The 18,186-nt window shown below is 24.0% G+C and carries 27 protein-coding genes; 17 read left to right on the forward strand and 10 right to left on the reverse strand.

Annotated features, from left to right (window positions below):
* Positions 1-45: 45 nt before the first annotated feature.
* Both AACL22_RS09540 and AACL22_RS09545 read left to right on the forward strand, forming a co-directional pair.
* Entirely contained in the window at positions 46-522 is a 477-nt protein-coding gene (locus AACL22_RS09540; protein WP_338991735.1) for a hypothetical protein, read from the forward strand.
* 20 nt (positions 523-542) lie between these two features.
* Complete coding sequence (locus AACL22_RS09545; RefSeq protein WP_338991737.1) at positions 543-797, forward strand: hypothetical protein; 255 nt, start codon at positions 543-545, stop codon at positions 795-797.
* Between the two features lies 1 nt (position 798).
* Here AACL22_RS09545 and AACL22_RS09550 read toward each other — a convergent pair whose 3' ends face one another.
* The 9 genes from AACL22_RS09550 to AACL22_RS09590 form a co-directional block, all read right to left on the reverse strand.
* On the reverse strand, positions 799-1,020 hold the full coding sequence (locus tag AACL22_RS09550; RefSeq protein WP_338991739.1) for a hypothetical protein: 222 nt from the start codon (positions 1,018-1,020) through the stop codon (positions 799-801).
* On the reverse strand, positions 1,001-1,471 hold the full coding sequence (locus AACL22_RS09555; protein ID WP_338991741.1) for a hypothetical protein: 471 nt from the start codon (positions 1,469-1,471) through the stop codon (positions 1,001-1,003). Before AACL22_RS09555 ends, AACL22_RS09550 begins: the two co-directional genes overlap by 20 nt.
* A 592-nt stretch (positions 1,472-2,063) precedes the next feature.
* Positions 2,064-2,423, reverse strand: coding sequence for a hypothetical protein (locus tag AACL22_RS09560; RefSeq protein ID WP_338991742.1), 360 nt, complete (start codon positions 2,421-2,423; stop codon positions 2,064-2,066).
* Between the two features lie 25 nt (positions 2,424-2,448).
* On the reverse strand, positions 2,449-2,613 hold the full coding sequence (locus AACL22_RS09565; protein ID WP_338991744.1) for a hypothetical protein: 165 nt from the start codon (positions 2,611-2,613) through the stop codon (positions 2,449-2,451).
* Between the two features lie 312 nt (positions 2,614-2,925).
* On the reverse strand, positions 2,926-3,078 hold the full coding sequence (locus AACL22_RS09570; protein WP_158500439.1) for a hypothetical protein: 153 nt from the start codon (positions 3,076-3,078) through the stop codon (positions 2,926-2,928).
* Between the two features lie 14 nt (positions 3,079-3,092).
* Positions 3,093-3,395: a hypothetical protein gene (locus AACL22_RS09575; protein ID WP_338991754.1), complete on the reverse strand. Its 303-nt coding sequence runs from the start codon at positions 3,393-3,395 to the stop codon at positions 3,093-3,095.
* 170 nt (positions 3,396-3,565) lie between these two features.
* The gene (locus AACL22_RS09580) at positions 3,566-3,988 is read right to left on the reverse strand and encodes an aquaporin (RefSeq protein ID WP_422397486.1); all 423 of its coding nucleotides are present in this window, start codon (positions 3,986-3,988) and stop codon (positions 3,566-3,568) included.
* A 24-nt stretch (positions 3,989-4,012) separates the two neighbouring features.
* Positions 4,013-4,165, reverse strand: a complete 153-nt coding sequence (locus tag AACL22_RS09585) for a hypothetical protein (protein WP_338991756.1) — start codon at positions 4,163-4,165, stop codon at positions 4,013-4,015.
* Between the two features lie 356 nt (positions 4,166-4,521).
* The gene (locus AACL22_RS09590) at positions 4,522-4,938 is read right to left on the reverse strand and encodes a spiroplasma phage ORF1-like family protein (protein ID WP_338991758.1); all 417 of its coding nucleotides are present in this window, start codon (positions 4,936-4,938) and stop codon (positions 4,522-4,524) included.
* 1,131 nt (positions 4,939-6,069) lie between these two features.
* On the opposite strand from AACL22_RS09590, the gene AACL22_RS09595 reads away from it, so the two are divergent.
* From AACL22_RS09595 to AACL22_RS09655, 13 genes are all read left to right on the forward strand, one after another.
* Entirely contained in the window at positions 6,070-6,354 is a 285-nt protein-coding gene (locus tag AACL22_RS09595) for a hypothetical protein (RefSeq protein WP_338989535.1), read from the forward strand.
* Entirely contained in the window at positions 6,309-6,800 is a 492-nt protein-coding gene (locus tag AACL22_RS09600) for a hypothetical protein (protein ID WP_338989536.1), read from the forward strand. Before AACL22_RS09595 ends, AACL22_RS09600 begins: the two co-directional genes overlap by 46 nt.
* Positions 6,781-7,047, forward strand: a complete 267-nt coding sequence (locus tag AACL22_RS09605; RefSeq protein WP_338989537.1) for a hypothetical protein — start codon at positions 6,781-6,783, stop codon at positions 7,045-7,047. Before AACL22_RS09600 ends, AACL22_RS09605 begins: the two co-directional genes overlap by 20 nt.
* Positions 7,048-7,190: 143 nt before the next feature.
* Complete coding sequence (locus AACL22_RS09610) at positions 7,191-7,649, forward strand: hypothetical protein (protein ID WP_338989538.1); 459 nt, start codon at positions 7,191-7,193, stop codon at positions 7,647-7,649.
* 17 nt (positions 7,650-7,666) lie between these two features.
* On the forward strand, positions 7,667-8,482 hold the full coding sequence (locus tag AACL22_RS09615) for a hypothetical protein (protein ID WP_338989539.1): 816 nt from the start codon (positions 7,667-7,669) through the stop codon (positions 8,480-8,482).
* Positions 8,483-8,529: 47 nt separating this feature from the next.
* Positions 8,530-8,892 (forward strand): hypothetical protein, encoded by a 363-nt coding sequence (locus tag AACL22_RS09620; RefSeq protein WP_338991759.1) that lies wholly within the window; start codon positions 8,530-8,532, stop codon positions 8,890-8,892.
* A gap of 39 nt (positions 8,893-8,931) precedes the next feature.
* Complete coding sequence (locus AACL22_RS09625; RefSeq protein ID WP_338991761.1) at positions 8,932-9,744, forward strand: hypothetical protein; 813 nt, start codon at positions 8,932-8,934, stop codon at positions 9,742-9,744.
* Positions 9,745-10,545, forward strand: coding sequence for a hypothetical protein (locus AACL22_RS09630; RefSeq protein WP_338991763.1), 801 nt, complete (start codon positions 9,745-9,747; stop codon positions 10,543-10,545).
* Between the two features lie 124 nt (positions 10,546-10,669).
* On the forward strand, positions 10,670-11,449 hold the full coding sequence (locus AACL22_RS09635; protein WP_338991765.1) for a hypothetical protein: 780 nt from the start codon (positions 10,670-10,672) through the stop codon (positions 11,447-11,449).
* A gap of 15 nt (positions 11,450-11,464) precedes the next feature.
* Complete coding sequence (locus AACL22_RS09640; protein WP_338991767.1) at positions 11,465-11,734, forward strand: hypothetical protein; 270 nt, start codon at positions 11,465-11,467, stop codon at positions 11,732-11,734.
* Between the two features lie 13 nt (positions 11,735-11,747).
* Positions 11,748-13,001: a hypothetical protein gene (locus AACL22_RS09645; protein ID WP_338991769.1), complete on the forward strand. Its 1,254-nt coding sequence runs from the start codon at positions 11,748-11,750 to the stop codon at positions 12,999-13,001.
* Entirely contained in the window at positions 13,001-13,498 is a 498-nt protein-coding gene (locus AACL22_RS09650; protein WP_338991771.1) for a hypothetical protein, read from the forward strand. The genes AACL22_RS09645 and AACL22_RS09650 overlap by 1 nt, the downstream gene beginning before the upstream one ends.
* Before the next feature lie 57 nt (positions 13,499-13,555).
* The gene (locus AACL22_RS09655; RefSeq protein ID WP_338991772.1) at positions 13,556-14,398 is read left to right on the forward strand and encodes a hypothetical protein; all 843 of its coding nucleotides are present in this window, start codon (positions 13,556-13,558) and stop codon (positions 14,396-14,398) included.
* 612 nt (positions 14,399-15,010) lie between these two features.
* Here the strand turns inward: AACL22_RS09655 and AACL22_RS09660 are convergent.
* Positions 15,011-16,336, reverse strand: coding sequence for an Mbov_0401 family ICE element transposase-like protein (locus tag AACL22_RS09660; protein ID WP_338991773.1), 1,326 nt, complete (start codon positions 16,334-16,336; stop codon positions 15,011-15,013).
* A gap of 104 nt (positions 16,337-16,440) precedes the next feature.
* On the opposite strand from AACL22_RS09660, the gene AACL22_RS09665 reads away from it, so the two are divergent.
* Both AACL22_RS09665 and AACL22_RS09670 read left to right on the forward strand, forming a co-directional pair.
* Entirely contained in the window at positions 16,441-17,814 is a 1,374-nt protein-coding gene (locus tag AACL22_RS09665; protein WP_338991774.1) for a hypothetical protein, read from the forward strand.
* Positions 17,756-18,178, forward strand: coding sequence for a hypothetical protein (locus tag AACL22_RS09670; protein ID WP_338991775.1), 423 nt, complete (start codon positions 17,756-17,758; stop codon positions 18,176-18,178). Before AACL22_RS09665 ends, AACL22_RS09670 begins: the two co-directional genes overlap by 59 nt.
* Positions 18,179-18,186 lie beyond the last annotated feature (8 nt).

Raw genomic sequence — 18,186 nt, forward strand, 5'->3', positions numbered from 1 at the left:
AATTAATAGATTTCATTATTTAAGTTTTGGAAGAATATTTTTGTTTTGTTATATAATTTAAAATATAAAGGAATTAATATTGTGTTTAAAATTAAAAATGTATTTTGTGAAATAACAAACAATAAAGATAGAACTGTTAATTTAATAATATCCAATAATTTTATATCTTATAATAATGAAAAATTAGATGAAATGGTAAAAGAAGTTGTTGATTTATATATCCCAGAATGACTAGAAAATAAAACTAACAAAAAACTAAATAAAAATAATATTGGATATTTAGGTAATAATTTTACAATAATCATTTATAGTTTATGAGAATGAGATAAATTAATATCGATTACAAAAAACAAAAACCTTCTTATTAATGCTAAAAACTTTATACCAATAATATCACCGTGAGAAAAATATAAATGGAAAAGACTAAATTCAAAATCAAATAAAAATTTTAATAAATATATTGATAATTTATTAAAATTAGAAAAAAACAAGTTAATTATAATAATAAATTATCAATCATAACTTATTATCCTCTACCAATATTGGGTATTAAAAATGGAGGGAATCATAGAACATTATATTTATATAAATTATTAATTAATAAAGAAATTAATGAATTAATATTTAATGTCAAAAATGAAATAAATATTGAAAATATATTAAAAAATATTGTTGTTAAAAACAATAATTTGATTTTTTTAAACTGTAAAAAAGATAATTTAAATCAAGTTATTAGTATTTTATATAATTGCAGAATTTTAATGAAAATATTTTATTCATTAGTTATGAATAGGTAAATTAATTTATTAAATTAATTATCATTTCTAAATTATTTATTATCATTTTTTCTTGATTCTTTTGTAAACAAAAATAACAAGTTTCTCAAATATAAAATCCTTCGATAATTTTTGTATAATTAGTTAATTTAAAACAATTATTTTTATTTTTACAGCCATTATTTTTTATTTCATTAAAAACATCTTCATGATATTTTAATTCTTTAATTAATAGTTTTTTCATATTTGTTGTATCCTAAATAAAAACCATTATCTCAATAATTATCATTTTCAATATTTTCTAAATCTTCTAGTAATTGTTTTAGTTCTGTTTCTGTTAATTTTCGCTGTGTTGTTTTGTTATCATAATGATTGTTATATTCATTTAGTAAATTATTATTAGCATTAATTTTGTTTTGCGAATTAAACTGTTTTTTGTTTTCTTGTTTTAATTTTTCAAAAGTTAAAAGTAAATTTTTTCCCACAATATTACCATTTTTATTATCGATACTACTATGAACCGCATAATTTTTATTTTCATCAATTTTTAAACTAAAATAATTTTGATAACTTGATAAACCTAAGTAATTTTTATCTAAAACAACGCAATCTTTTTGTTTGTTTATTAAAATGTGCGTTTTATTATTTATTTCTTGTGAAATTAAATTTTGGTTTAAATAAATTTTTTTTATCACATTTAACTCCCCCTTTTATTTTTTTTATTTTTGGCATTTATAAAATTTATTAATCGTTAATCATTCTGAATTTAAAATAGTGAACTCTTATTCACATCTAATACAGTCAATAATTATATTTCCATTTAATCTTGCTTTGGGTTTTGAATAATTTTTTTTATGATAATCACCTCGCTTTTTTTGCTTTTAATTTTATTTTTCCTAAAATTAATATCCAATAGTAGTTTAAAAATAAATAATTAATTAAACCATAAAACCACTTTTTAACAAACTGGTTCTATATTTTTGTCTGGCTCTTTTTTTCAATTAATATCAGATAAATGATTTACCACTGTATAACCAAATTTATCTTCAACATAATTTTCTATAATTTTATTTTACGATTTTTCTTGTAATTCTTTAAACTTTTTTGTTAAATATTCATTAATATCTTTTATATTATCTATTGTTCCACTTGATCAACAATATCCTGTTCAATATTGTTCTAAACCAAATTTATATCAAAAGTTTTCTTTTTCTTCATGATCGGTATTTTTTGAAATTAAATCCGTTATTTTATAATGATCTTTTATATTATCTGAATCTTTTATAACTAAATAGATGTTTTATCCTCCTTACTAGGTAATTTGTCATATTTTGAACTGTCAACTAATATTCAATCGATAGAACCTGTTGAATATGGATTTTTGTAAAAACCTTCTTTAAATAATTGTGATTTTTCTAATTCATCATAATTAATTTTTAACAATTTATACTCTTTAATATGCGTATCAATTTCATCTTTTAAGTATTCAATTTCTTTATCTTTTTCAGAAATTTCATTTTCATAAAAATTAACTAAATCACCTAATGTTTTTGGTAATAAACCATTATGACATAATCTAATTTCTTGTTTAGCTTTTTCTATTAATTCTTTAACTTTGTTAAATTTAATTGATTCTGTTATATTCATTATTTAAAATCTCTCTTTCATATTCTTAAATATCCTTAATTGGTAAATTGTTTAAATAATTATTAAGTGCTTGAGTTAATTCTTCTTCATTTTTATAATCATAAACTCTTTTAAAATATCTAAATATTTCATCTCAACTTAAATATTTTGATAATATGTTTCATTCTTTATATTGCTTTTTATCAAACATATTAAATTTCCTCCAAATTTTCTAATATTTCACAACATTTTAAATAACTAAACGATCATCTAAAAACTTAAATAAAAAACAAAATAAAATAAGAGTCACAAACAAACATATTTATCTTTTTTTTCTTTTTAAAAATATATGGGTTTTTTGCAAAAATACAATAAACATTTGTGCATCATAAATGTTTATTATCACCATCTATTTTTGATCTACATTTAGGACAACTTTTCCTCATTATTTTTATCTCCTTTATTTTTTATTTATCAAAAATAAAAAACCAACTAATTTTAATAAATAGTTGGTTTAATTTTTTTATCGTATTTGATTTAAAATATTTTCAATATTATTAACTTTATCAATTAAAGCTTCCATAATTTGTTCTAAATTGCTTAAATTGTTTTCTGTTGTTGTTTTAATTTCGTTAATTAACTCGCTAATCGTATTTTTGATATTATTTTCAACCATATAATTTCTCCTTTCTAATTTTTGATATTAATAATTCATCATTTATTTTTCTTAAAAATTAATTTTTTAATAATTTGGTGATTATTTTTGCATTGTAAAGTCAAAAATCAAAGATTATAACTTATTTTTTGTTTATTAATAAATTCTAATTTTGCTAAGCAATGCCGAGCATACTTTTTACAATATAAACCGCCTTTTCTGTTTCTGGTTAATTTTGTAAAGTACTCATTGATATAACACTGACATTGATTAATTAATACTGTCTTATTTGCTAATTTAATTTTTAACTCTTTTCAAAAGAGTTCTTTTAAAAACACTTTCAAAACCTCCTTATAAATAGTAAGATTTCTAAATTTTTTTATTGTGGAACACTTACCCTTTAACCATTGCAGGTTAAAGATTTATCTCCAAACCACTATAACTCTTTTATATTGCCTAAAAGAATTGCCTCCATTATGTCGTAGCGGTACGGCCACCCCTATATTGTTTATCCTCGCTTGCTTGGTTTTACGACATTCCAACCAATTCCAAAAACTGTTAAACCAACAAAAAGTGGTGCTCATGCTCCTAAATTACCACTACTATATTTTCCAATTGCTAATATTGCGGCAATTAAGACAAAAGTTCCAATAAATTCTGCAAAAAAATTAAAAAATGGGTTGCGGTGAGTTGGACCTGTCGCATGAATTGCAAGAATAAAGTCGGGATTATCAGTTACTGTATCTTTAATATGTTTTCAATAAAATACATCAACAATAATTTGACCAATGATTGCGCCGACAATTTGTCCTAATAACAAGGCAGGTAATAAGAATCAACCATTAGTAATAAAAAAAGTTTGTTGAACAACCATTGCAATGGTAACAGCTGGGTTTAAATGAGCAACACCATGCAAAGCGCTACTAATCATTGCTCCAATTAGAACAGCAAATCCTTAACTAGCAGTAATGGCAAAAAAACCTTGGCCATTTCCTTTAGTGTTTTTTAGTAAAATATTCGCAACAACGCCATTACCTAGAATTATTAATATCATTGTACCAAATAACTCTAGTCCAAAATGTTGAAAAAATAATTTAGTATTTGTCATAATTAACCTCCTTTCTGTAATAATTTAATAAAAAAGTTTAACTAAAATTTGCTAAATATTTTTAGCAAACTACTGTAAAGAAATTAATTTTTGGTAATATTTGGTAAAACAGGAATTAATTTCTTCAATAATTAAGGCTTATTTTTTTCATAAATCATAATTTTCTAAGTTATATAAAATTGTTGATAAAATATGAATCAAGGAAAGGGGCTCCGCCCCTAGATCGCTGCGCGACCTGTACCCCGCAAACAACACACGGGGAGGACATAAAGTCCCTTCTTCGGCGTGTTTGCTTGTCTGTTTGTCTCTGTCTGTGTCTGTCTTTGTTTTGCTTGTATTTGTATCTGCTTTTACTTTTATAAATATCGCATAACACCATTAAACATCGCTAGTGAAATAATAGCACCAAGCAATAATTTAAAAGTTATATCAAAGGCAAATAAATTACTAATATTTTCTCAAAGCAAATTAACATTATGCATCGTATTTCCCAAAGCATTAATATATTTGCCAACCTCTTTAATACCAGGCAAAGTATTAAACGCTCAAATAAGAGCATTAATAATATGTTTATCTAATCTATATCACGGAGCATCTAAGAAAGGCAATTGTCATATTTTTCCACCATTAATTTCATTTTGTCAATCTTTAACATTATATATACTAAAATTAAAGCCGTGAATTTCAACAGAATTTCCAGCAATTAATTTAGTACTAATAAACTCAAAAACATTAAAACCCTTATATTTATCATTATTAGCCATATCTAACATTTTTTTATTTTTGAAAATACATTATACACACTCGGTAATTTATCAGTTTCAGTGTTTCAATTTGAATAAAAATAATATGAAAAATCTTTAACATCCACTTTATAAGCGTTATAAAATCTAACTATTGGACTAGAAAAATATTCATCATGTCCAGTCCCTCGTAAACTAAAATACAAAGCCTTTGGATATAACAAAAAACCATTTTTACAATGTAAATTGTAAATGCAAATGTAACACTTTATTGAAAAAGAATAAAGTGCTTTTTATTTTGTAAAAAATACTTATATTTATTGGATTAATCGTTAGATAGTATCTTTTACACTTAATAAAATATGTTTTTTCAGAAAAACCCATCCTTTCTTTTCTTAAAAAATTTTGAATAATTGTTTTATTTAGTTGTTAGTTAATTGTTAAATATAATTACTAAAAAATATATTTAATAAACAAAGAATTAAAAAAGATAATGAGATAAAAAAATAAAGATACTATCTAACGATTAATCCAAAATTCAATCTTTAAAACTTAATATTTTTTGATGCTTAAAGATGGATAACTCATCTATGGCACGAAGTCTTAAAGAAAGTGTGAAAGCGATTGGATTTACTACTCCTATTTATTTCTTTAATTCTCGGCAAGATTAATCACTTGCGAAATGTCAGAGCATGTGTTTTTTGGCTTGTTTTCATAAAAAGAGTGTTGTTAAACCGAAAAAAACAATATCGGACACTAAAAAAACAAGAGGGTTGGAACTCCAAAAGGTTATTTTCTTTATATAAAGTTGTGTAGGGATGGATGAAGCGTAATTAATAACTGGATAAACTGTTTTTTGTTTATTTCCGTATGGGGGTAAACTCTATCAAAATATCCTATCCGCCCCCGCTCACCTTTAAAGTGAAGCGGGCGGCGAAGTAATTAAATACTAAAATAAATTATTTACTAAATATCAAAACATTAACCAATAAAGGAATATTATGTTTTTTTACAGAAGGAAAAATATTTGATGAAAAAATGAAATAAAAAAATTAAAAATAAATTACAAGAATTAATGATACGAGCTTATCCAGTAACGGTAAATGATATTAATGATGAAATTTGAGCAACAAATAAAAAGAATTAAGGAGTATAGATAAAATGACAGAATATAAAAGTAAATATATTAATAAAATTTGAAATGAAATAATAACATCATTTGATTGAGTTAATTGTCAACCTATTAATTGTCGTATTTCACATCATAAAAAGCATTATGATTTGCAATGTTTAGAATGAGCCAAAATGTACTTAAATTTATTTAAAAACAAGTGAGATGTTATTGTTTCATATATGCAATATTATAAAATTAACGATATTTTAGATTTAGCATCCGATGGATGAAAAATATTACAAATTGACAAAAAAATAAAACAAATAAATTAAAATATATTATTGCAATTGATCCTGCTGGAATTGGACAAACTGGTATTATTATTTATAATGTTTTACAAAAGAAAATAATTAATAATATTACTTTTAATTCTAAAAATGAAGAAGAAGCAATAAATAATATTTATTTAATATTAAATCAATTTAAAAATAAAATTTGTTCTTATTTAAATAAAGTTATTGTAATAATTGAAGATTATCAACTTCACAGGGGTTTAAAAATAAAAAATCCATTAGCTACTCCTAAATTCATTGGTGGTTTAAAAGTTTTATGCAAATATCTATTTAATTTAAATTATGTTTTACAATCGCCAGTTGTTAAGAAAAATTATATTTATAAAGGAAATATTAAAATGTCAGAGCACGAATTAGATGCTTGAAAACATTTACAGTATTTTTTAGCAAAAGGAGTTGATAAAAATGGCACAAACAAAAAGTAATTTACTTAAAAAATCAATAACCAATAAACCTAAAATAAAAAATAAAAAAGTTAATAAATTAGAATTAACTGTTAGATTACATGAAAATCCGATTAAAACAAAAATTAAGGCTCTTGTTGCTGGTGGTGTTGAAGTTGATGCTTGTTCGGCTAAATGTCAATGAGACGGATTAAATTACTCAACATTATCAATATATAACCCATTTATTTTAACTGAGTTTTTGAAATTAAAAAAAATGATAAGATAAAAATTAAAGGCTCAGTATTTAATCAGTTAAATATAAAAACTAAACGCTATTTTTTATCTTTTCGAGTCGATAGTTTCGAAATTATACAAAAAGCGATTAGAAAAAAGAACAAATACAAATATTAAAAAATAGGAGGAAAAACGATGGCATTAAAAAATGTAAAATATGTTCTTATTAATGAAAATAATGAACCCACTAAAAACGAAGATGGTAGTTTAGATATTAAAACTGCTGAAATTATTTTAAAAAATACTGCTGAAGTTGAAGAATTTAATGCAAGTAATTTAGAAAATAGTAATCAACAAATCAACGAACTACAAACAAAAAATACTGAATTAACTTCACAAGTTGAACAACAAACAATTCAATTAAAAAAAATTGAAGTAATTGACTTTATTAATTCTTTAACTGATAATGAAGACTTTAAAAATGTTTTATTAAAGTATTATGATATTACTAATGATATTGAAATCATTAAAACACAATTGCAAAGTGTTTATGATGAATTAATTAAGGTACAAACAGTTAACACTGGCGGCGTACCAAAAGTAGAAAACAAAGAAAACAATATTTTAGATACAGACAATGTATTTAATAAATAGAAAGAAGGAAGTAAATTATGGCACAAAACCCGCAAAGAATATTTGGCGATATTGCTAATCAAGCAACACAAAGAGACTGAGAAACATTTGAACAATGATATTTACAAACTTATCAACAAAAATTTAGTTGAGAAGCTTTATTTGCGTGAAAAGAAGCAAATAAATTTGGTTTAACATATAAAAGAAAGAAAAATATTAAATATAATGAAGGTTTGGGAAAAAATGGACAAGTATTTAATACCGATGATAATCTTCTAAAATATTTAACAGTAGAATTTGAAGATGGAGTTGTTGAATTAGATACAATTTTAACTTTTGCTCGTAAATTAGATCCTGTAGAAAATGATTTTAATCCTAATCTTTGGGCTGCCGATATTAAGCAAGCAATGGATACTGAGGTTGCTTATAAACGCAATAAAATTTTAGAAATTATTAATAAAGGAACAGTTACAACTATTCAAGGCAAAAAAGCAGATGATACAAATGCTTTACAAATTCATGATGAAATTATGGATAAAATATATGAAAACGGCTTTACTCCATCAGAAACAATTGTTTTAGGTTCGGCTGATTTTATTCGTGGAATTCGTAATAAATTACAGTTACAACTTGGAGCAAACGACCAAATAAATAGTGTAATCACAACAAGTGGAGCAATGAAAACTGTTGAAGGAACAACATACTATATTGTTCCTAAAAATTACCAATTATTAATAAAGATGGTTCAGAAGGAACAATTGAATTATTACCAGATGGTGTTAATGCAATTGCCTTTAAGTTTAGCAAAAAATATGACCCTCTTATTTTACGCAAAAAAGATCATACTCCGTTAAGAGTTGGTGCTGCTGCGTTAGGTACTGGAATCGGTAATACTTTGATTATGGAAAGAGTTTTATATTTAGGTGGAGCAGTGGTTGAACCAAAAGGAATTATTAAACATATTGTTGCAAAAATTGATATTAGTAAAATTAATAAAATAGATAAACCAACTATTCATGTTGCAGACCCAACAAAAGCAACAGCCGAACAGTTAAAACTACAATTTAAAGATGTTGTTTTAAAAGCAGTAAAAGCAGTAAATAGTTCTTTAACTGAAAGTGATTTTGATTACTTTATTGAAAGTAAAGGTGAAGACTGACCAATTAATATTACAAATGATAAAACAGTTGCAGTTCAAATTGAAGGTAAAAACAACGCTACTGGTCAAACAAATCCGATTGATGTTAAAATTAAAAATTCTTAATAGTACTAAAAAATAGTACTTTTTCGTTTGAAAAATGATATGCCAATTGGAACATCTAAAACAGCCCTTATTTATGTTGTTAAAAAAAATCCAACTAAATTGTCAATCCAACAACAAGAAAAAAGTTTTGGTTTACAGTTATTAGAATTTTTAGGAATTCAAGTTTTAGCTCTTGGTTTATCAGTTTTAACTGGTGGTATTGCTTCGGCTGTTGGTCTTGGTGCGGGATTATCTAATTTTGCCGCAGCATTTATCTCGTTTGGAGTAAAAACAGCAACCGATTTTGCCGTAAATCAAATATATGATAAATTAACATCAGAAGTAACAGCAAAAAGTACCGTTTTAAATTTGTTACCAGCAATTGGTGGAATTGGTAAATTAACGCGTGCTGTTCGAACAACTAGAATTTTAAAATTAGCAAAAGAAACTAAACTACTTGAAAAATTAGGTGTAATAACTGCTAATAACTTAGAAGATGTTGTAAGGCAAGTTACAGGTAAAAAGATTTTATCTGATAAATTAATATTTGATTTTACAAAGCAGGCTAATAATGAAACTTTATTATATACAATTGGGAAATTAGCCTGAAATGATTTTTATAAAGGTTTTAAAGTTTCTAATTTAGAAACAATTAATAATTTATTAAAAATTGAGAAAAATATTCAAAAAATAAGTCCTAAATTAGTTCAAAAAATACCACGCGTGAATGAAAAAAATGCTAATAAATGATTGTCTGAATATGGATTAAATATTGATAAAATAAGTAAAATTAATACTAATGAGTGATATAACATTATGACTAATTTTCATAAAAAAGGTGTTGGTAAAAATCTACTATTAAATGCTAATTAAATGAGGGGCAGTAAAATATATAATAATAAACTATTAAATATTTTTCATCAAACACCAATTAAATTAAATAAAATTTTAAATCATTTAAACCCAAATTTTTATATTCAAAAAGTAAATAAAAAATTATTAACCTCAATTAAAAAACAAATAATTACTATTAAACAAAAAGTAATTAGTAAAATTATTGATAAAACTAAAAAAATATTATCTAAATTTGAAACTAAGGCTATTAAAAAAGGTCAATTATTACCTTTTGCTTATGGTTCTGATGTTTTTTTAGCAGTTAAAATTGTTCCTTTATCAGTTGCGGGTGAAGTTGCTTTAACAATATATTATAAAAATCCTAAATATGTCCCTATTGTCGTTATGACAACTTTAATCAAAGCAGAACAGTTTGTTTTGGCTCCTGAACCGTTTAAATTCTATATGAACAGTGAGTGGTTTATTGGTTGAGGATTTAAAAAAACAAGTTTGTTTAATTTAGTTTCTTTTGCTCCACTTGCTTATCAGCAAGTAGTAAAAGATAGTTTTAAAATATATCGGACAATTGCTAAGATATTAAAAATGCAAGAACAATTTAAAAATAACTTTAATAAAGATAAATTGTTAAATACGCTAGAAGATAGTGCAATTACTAGTTTATTGGGTAATGGACTAGTATTTCTAGCATATAAACAACTCAGAACAAAACAAGATTTAAACAAAAAAATTAAAACAAAAACATTACTAAATAGTAAAAAATTTATATTAAAGAAAATATATTCTAAAAAAGTAAATGATAAGGAGATGATTAAATGTTAAATGAATTATAACAAAATGTTACTTTGGAAAATTATAATAATTTTATTCCAATGACAGGTAAAATTACAAAAGTTCCAGTTCGTTATAATAAGTTCTTTAAACATTTGCTTTAAGAGCCCAAAATATGATTAATTCTTACTTAAACTATCCATTTTCAAAGCTAAAATTTGAAACATTTAAAGACCCATTATTAAAGAAAATTTGTATTAATATGGTGTTTATTACGATTGAACATTGAACATTTAACCGTATTCCAATTGAATTTTTTACTTCGGCAAATATGAGTGTTGGTGATATTAATTATTCTTCACAAAATGACCCTATGGCAACATGACAAGGTCTATTGCCTAGCTATGCAAAATCATTGGCTAATTTAACAACTTTAAAGAAAATGTTTCGTACTTTTCAAGAAGAAGGTATTGATTTAACAATGATTGATTTAGAAGCATATTATACTCAATTAGAAGTTGATGCTTTATTAGATAAACTTGTTATAGAAAAAATTAAAGATGAAAAACTTGCAAAAATAAAAGAAGAAATTTTAGATGAATTAAAAAAATCAATTGTTATACCAAATGTTCCAGATTGAGAAATTGTTGATACTAGTGATTTTAAAGTTGGTCAAAAAGGATATACTATTCCTAATTTTGATAAAGAAAATTATATTTATAGAATTTGAGCCTCAGGAAAAGATAGCAAAGGAGATTTAAAAAGTCAAGGGATGTTGCAAACAAGGCATAGTTTTAGACAAACAATAGGTGTTATATATGATCAAATAGGTGTTAATAGTGCATGTTTAGCATTATCTATTAATCCTGATGGATTGATTAATATTGGAGTTAATGGTCCAGCAACATTTAGACCTTTGGGATTTGTGTTTATTGAAAGAAAAAAGGTAAATTAGAAAGGAGATGTTATTATGCCAAAAGTAGAAGTTAAAGATGTAATTATGTTTTTGAAAATATTTGGAATTTCATCATTGTTTTTTATTGCAGGAATTATTATTTGTTTTATAGGAGAAAAAACATTAGGTATTTCTTGACCAGCATATGTTATTGTTTCAGCAATGCTTATCGGAGCTGGAATTATAGTTTTGATTATTGAAACAATTAGATTTATCAAAACACATAACAAACAACAAAAACAAGATAGTATTGAAGATGTTATTAAAAAAGAAGAAACAAAATAAAGAGGTGTTATAAATGGGATTATTACCAGCAAAAAAGAAATTAAAAAAAGAATATGATATTGATAGTTATTATCTTAATTTAGCATCAACGATTACTAATCGTAAAAATGTTACTGTTCAAAAACATAATGAGATTTTAGAAAAAAGAATTTGTGAAGATAATGCTAATTTTTTAAATCCGCGAGATTTAGAAATTAGCATTTATAATCCACTTACTAATCAAAAAATAGATACTAAATTAATTAATAACTTTTTAAAAATACAGGACTTTACCAATAAGAATTGATATAACGAATATAAAATTAATAAGAATGGTAAAGGTGCATATTTTATTTTTGCTAATAATTCAAAACTTAATTTTATTACTATTGATTTTTATAATAACCAGTATGATGAATTAGGTAATTTAGTATCTTGCACTTTTGATTATGACCCTTATATTAAAAATGACCAGAGTATTTTTATTACTAAAAAATTAGAGATTGATGCTGTAACTAAACAAGTTAAAGTTATTAGAAAGTTAAAAACACGATTATATAGTACTATTACCGACTTATATATTGATGATGCTAAATGAAATAACTATACAACTTTACAAAAAGAAGAAATATTACCACTTAATTTTATTCCAATTCAAATTATTCCTAATAACCCTAATTTTGAGCCTTCTGCTCGTTATGGTAAACAATTTGCTAGTATTTTAGATATTATTGCTGAAAAGATAATGTTAGATCCATTATTAAATAGTGGTAAATTTACTATTAATACTAATGGAGTTACTGGTGTGGTTGACCAAGAAATTAGTAAAATGCTGGCATCATTTATTGAAAATGACTTGTTATTAGTTGAAGGAGACCCTGATAGTAATTTTCAACCAGTAGACTATATTGCTGGTAATTTTAAAGGTGAGCAATTAACTAAAATATATGATTGATTATTAACAAATTACTATAAAATAAATCGACATCATGTTCCTGCCATTGCTAAGGGAGCACAACAAACGCAGGCAGAAGTTGCTGGTGTAAATATTCAAACAAACGCATCATACGAACAAATGATATATATTAGAGAAATTAAATTAACTGAATTTATTATTAAGTTAATTAAATATGATAATGCTATTTTAAACAGTAAAACATTCAATATTAAAAATATTGACGAGTTAATTGTTGATTTTCGCTTACCAATAAATGCTACTTTAAACAGACAATTAAAAAACAACGAAACTATTATCAATATGCCTAATGAAGAAGGAAAACAAGAATAATGTTAAAACCATCTGAAAAAATGTTAGCAAAATTAGCAGAAAATGATGAACCAATTGATTATTCAATTGATAGTATTCCGTTAGATTTTGCTATTCAATCACAGTATAGCGACCCCGATTTAGAACAATTATTTAGTGAAGACCGTGCTAGAACCCTTTATATTTATAAAATTAATAATCTTGTTAAGACAAAGCAAAAACCAATCTTAAACTACTCTCAAAATAGCGTTAAAATAGGTTTTATTGACAAAGATGAATATATTAAAATAACTGGTTATGAAATTAGTGATTTTAATTTTAAATTACAAATTCAACAAAATACCACAGTCCAAGATAATAGCACAAGTTATGTAATGATTGATGAAAAAGATATTTTAATTAATGATATTTCAAAAAAAGACAAAGAATTTTTAAAATCCTATGACTTAAAAATAGTATCTATTAATGAACCAATTACCGAAGACAATAAAAATGAATGTTATATTATCGAAGAATAAAAAAAACCTTATTTACCTGATGGTGTTGATATTATTAAATCTACTCATTTAGTTAAGGTGACTGATTTTAAATGAAAAAACCAAAATAGTATTCATTTAGTATTACAAAAATTATTACCCGAAGATACAGTATTTACTGGTATTGAAATTAAATATTCTAAATCTATGCTATTTGGTAATATTAAATGCTGAGGCAATGTGAATGGTGTTTATTCTTATCCATCATTAAATATTGAAAATGCTAGTTTAGTACCTTTGTTATCAATGCCAATTGAAACAAACCCTAATTTAAGAGTATTTCAATATTGATTTACTGAAAGTTTTTTACCATGAAGTATTGCCAAAAACTATATTAAAGGTAAAGATATATTAGGTTTATTAGATATTAAAGAATTAAATATTGTTTTATTAAATTATTTAACATATCGTTATAATTATGATCGAAAATTTCAAGGAGCAAAATACGATGAAAAAGGTAACCCTACTAATAAGGCAGCAGAATTACGCCAAAAATTCGAAGGACAAAAACCCGAAGATGTAATTGATGGTTTATTTGAAAACTGAAAATTAGATAATTATAAATCTTTAAATGATAATGCTGTCAAAAGATTTAAACAAATTATTTACATGTTATCAAACTATACATATAGTAAATACGCAATTAATAAAGGTTATAATGATGATATTAAATTATTTGCTCCTTATTATTTTGAATTAATTTCAACTCCTAATAAAATAGAAGATGGTTATTGAGAATTTAAAGATTGTCAAGTACTGTTAAAATCATCATATTTTAATTTTTCTGGCGGACCTACTCCGCCTAAAAATTATTGAAAAAAAGTTTATGCAAGTGAAAAACCATTTAATCAAGTTGATAATAAATATTATTTTGTTGTGTAACGTGGCGATAAAAATGATAATTGAAGAATTGCAAAATTTAAAAATGATAATATATATAAAAAAATAGATGAATATAATAATTTTTGGGGAATTCGTAAAGCTTTTGTTAATAATTATGGCGACGGAATTGTTATAAATAAAATAAAAAATAATCAAGAATTAAGATATAGAATTTGGCCTAATAATGATTATTTCAAAGCAGTTTATCATTGAAATAATAACAGTGAACCTAATACACCAATTATTGGGTAGTATACATTATTTTGAGGTTTTTAATAAAATTAAGTAATTAGAAACAAATTAAGTTTCGCTTATAACTAAATTGTAACAAAATTTATAAAAAATTCAACTTTTTTTAAAGCATAATTTTTATTTGAAGAAATAATTTATAAAATTATAAATTTTGACACACTAAAAAATACTTTTGAAAATAGTACAGAAAAAACAATTAATATGATTTATTGACCAATTAAATAAAAATGTTATAATTATAATTAATCAAAGTGGAGTTGGTATCTATTTTAAAAGTAATAGGTTCGGTGGTTTACAGCCTACTCCACTTTTTTCTTTTTTATCTTGGTTTAATTGTAATTTTAACAGGTTTTTTATTTTTTATAAAGATAAAAATTGATTTTGAGATTGATTTAAATTAAATATATTAAATTCAATTTTTTCTTTATTATTTTTATTAGTTTTATCAACTTTCTCATCATTAATTTGATTATTAAGTTTTAACATAGAAGCAATTAACATATTGATAAATGTTTCTTTACAATATATTTTCGCGCCACGCCCTTTAACAGCCTTAATATAATGTGATACATCACCTTCAACATGACAACCAATATTATATTCTAACGCTTGATTTTCAATTCCTTCTTTATTATTTTTAATTAATTCAATAGTTTCTAATAAAAATATTTTTTTATTACCATTAACATATGGTAAATGACATATTAAAAAATCTAATAATAATTTATAATTTCCAGTAAAGAAATATATTTTTGCTAATTTATATTTTATTCTATGAATTTTGATTCTATTTCGATTTGGGAATAATTGTTTAAATCTATTTGATAAATGAAATTTATCTAAACTATATGATACAGTGTTATTTTTATATTTTGCTTTTACTGCTCTATAAATTTTTTTAATTTGTTTTTCACCATCACTTAATATTAATATTTTATTATCTTCATTAATATCATAAGTATCCATTGATTTAAAAATTTTATCAATAAAATTATCAATATTAGATTTATCATTTTTATTCTTATGATTTTTATTCATCATTTGAAAAACGCCTTTTTTCTTTTTCATTTTTTTTCTGGTTTTTGTTGACTTTTCTTCATCAACACCAACATGCATAGTTGAAAGAAATATTTTATTTTCAACTCTTTTTTTATTTTCTCGCATTGGCACAAAAGCCCCGTCAACTTGAATATATAAAACATTATTTGGAATTTTAATTTTATTGTTATTTTTATTACTAATGTAATCGGTTTCTTCTAAATCTGCATTTTTAAAAATATTAGATATTGTTCTTTCACTAATATTAGCGTTTTCGACAGTATCTAAAATATCTTTATATCTTTTTCCATCACCCATAAATGAAGTAATTTTATTTATTAAATTTTGTTCATTTCTTTGGTATTTTTTTAAACCTAATTCTTCATCCAAAGGATAGCGATTTATATATTCATTTTTTTCTTCATCATATTTAACATATCTTCTTCTTTTTAAAGGTATATCTCCATCTTCTGTTCTAATTGTTTTTGGTATTTTTGATACAACCTTATATCCTTGTAATATTTGTCCTTGTTGATATAATTTAAATATCTCATTATCTATTTCAATCAAGAAATTTTTAGTTTCATTTTTTGTTTCTATTCTTTTATTTTCTTTATAATTTCCTAATAAATTTTGTTTTAATTCCATTTTATAATTTCCTTTCGTAATTAAACAATTTTTTTAAATTATGATACTTAATTGATACTTAATACTTCATATAATCTTATCAAAAAAAAGGAGGCTAATTAAAAATGCAAGATTTTACAAAAATTAATAACAAAAAACGAATTACTAGTTATGAACATTTAAATAAAAAATATGATTTAAATTTCAGTGACTATAATTTTGGCTTTGATTGAAAAGTATTTAAAGATTTTGTTGGTGATAGTTATGCCCGATATTTTACTTCGCCAACTTTTTTTAAGTTTGTTTCAGCGGGGCGTGGTACTAATAAAACATGAAATCATTTAGCAGAAAAATTATTTTTTGCTTGTAATTTTACCGATGCTTCATCTAATATTCTACGAAGATATGCCAACACTCACGAAGATACTACATTTGGCGATACAATTAATGTCTGTAACTATCTTTATGATAAATATGGGATTGATATAGGACCTGACAATGAAAATGGCATTGTTTGACCTAAAAATGTTAAAGAAGGTGGAGAAATTGTTTTTCCTAGTGGTGTTCGCATTGCTTTTGCGGGTTATGCTAATGGTAATAAAATTATGGGAAAAGTTGGTAAAGGTAGTGGTATTATATCGGCGTGAACAGATGAAATGATACATGCTGAAGAAAAAGAAATTTTAACGGACAAAGAACTAGATAAAAGATATAATAATTTAAGAGTTTCAATGTTTCGTTCAAAAAGTTTAAAAGTATCTTATGAAAAATATATAGACGAAAATGATAATGAACAATATAATTTAGATAATCCTATTCCAGTAACAGAATTATCTTGGACATTTCAAGAATGAGACAACATAGCAAAACAATACATAACAGTAACAACATATTTTCATAAAACATATTCTAATCAATTTACTTTTAATCCTTTTGATAAATACCATGTCTTTTATGAAAAATTTGTAACCCCATATTTACCCTTAAATGAAAGAATTAAAAATATTTTAAAGGAACACAATCAAGTATATTCAGAAAACAAAAAAGCACTTAATGGTTTGGGTATTTTTAATTTACGATTAACAATGGGTGCTGTTTGAAATAAAATACCTAATATTACTAAAAAACTTGTTTTAACAAACAAACAAGAACGACCTGATTTATTTGAACTTGAATACTACGGTTTTGAATATAACGATAATAACCCCAGTATTTATGTTTTACGAAATTATCGTAAATATATTAAAGAGTATAATTTACAAGATTTTTATAATTCCAATACAAAACAGTATCAATTTGATAGTTATTCAATTGGTGTGGATTATGCTAATGGTAGTGAAGACCACACGGTGTTTTTATTTAGTGGTTATAAAATTAATGAAAATAATGAATATGATAAATATTTAATTGAAGAAAATGTTGTTACCCCCAAAAAACGCAATGAATTTAAATGAAATAGTTGAACATTACGGACAATGAATAATCAATACTTTTGATAAATTTTATGGTTTTGAATATGCTACATTTCATTATGATATTAATGCCCACGATTTTATGCAAAAATTGCAAGAAGATATTTACCCTTATTTGGGTTATAAAATTAAAATGTTTAAAGCTAAAAAACATCAAACTTCGTTGAATAAAGAAGCGGGTATAATCAATCGTGTAACATGAATAAGAAAAATGTTTGTCCAAGGCAAAATATATGGCATTTTAAATAATTTTCCATTTTTAGATAAGTGCATTAGTGAACTAAGATTTAGTGATACCAAAACAAACACACCCGATAGTAAAATGTACCATGACCCATATGATGCTTTGTTTTATGGTTCTTATCCATATCGTTTTAAAATGAAAATATAAAAAAGGTT

Source organism: Spiroplasma endosymbiont of Seladonia tumulorum, assembly GCF_964020235.1.
Lineage (GTDB): Bacteria > Bacillota_I > Bacilli_A > Mycoplasmatales > Mycoplasmataceae > Spiroplasma.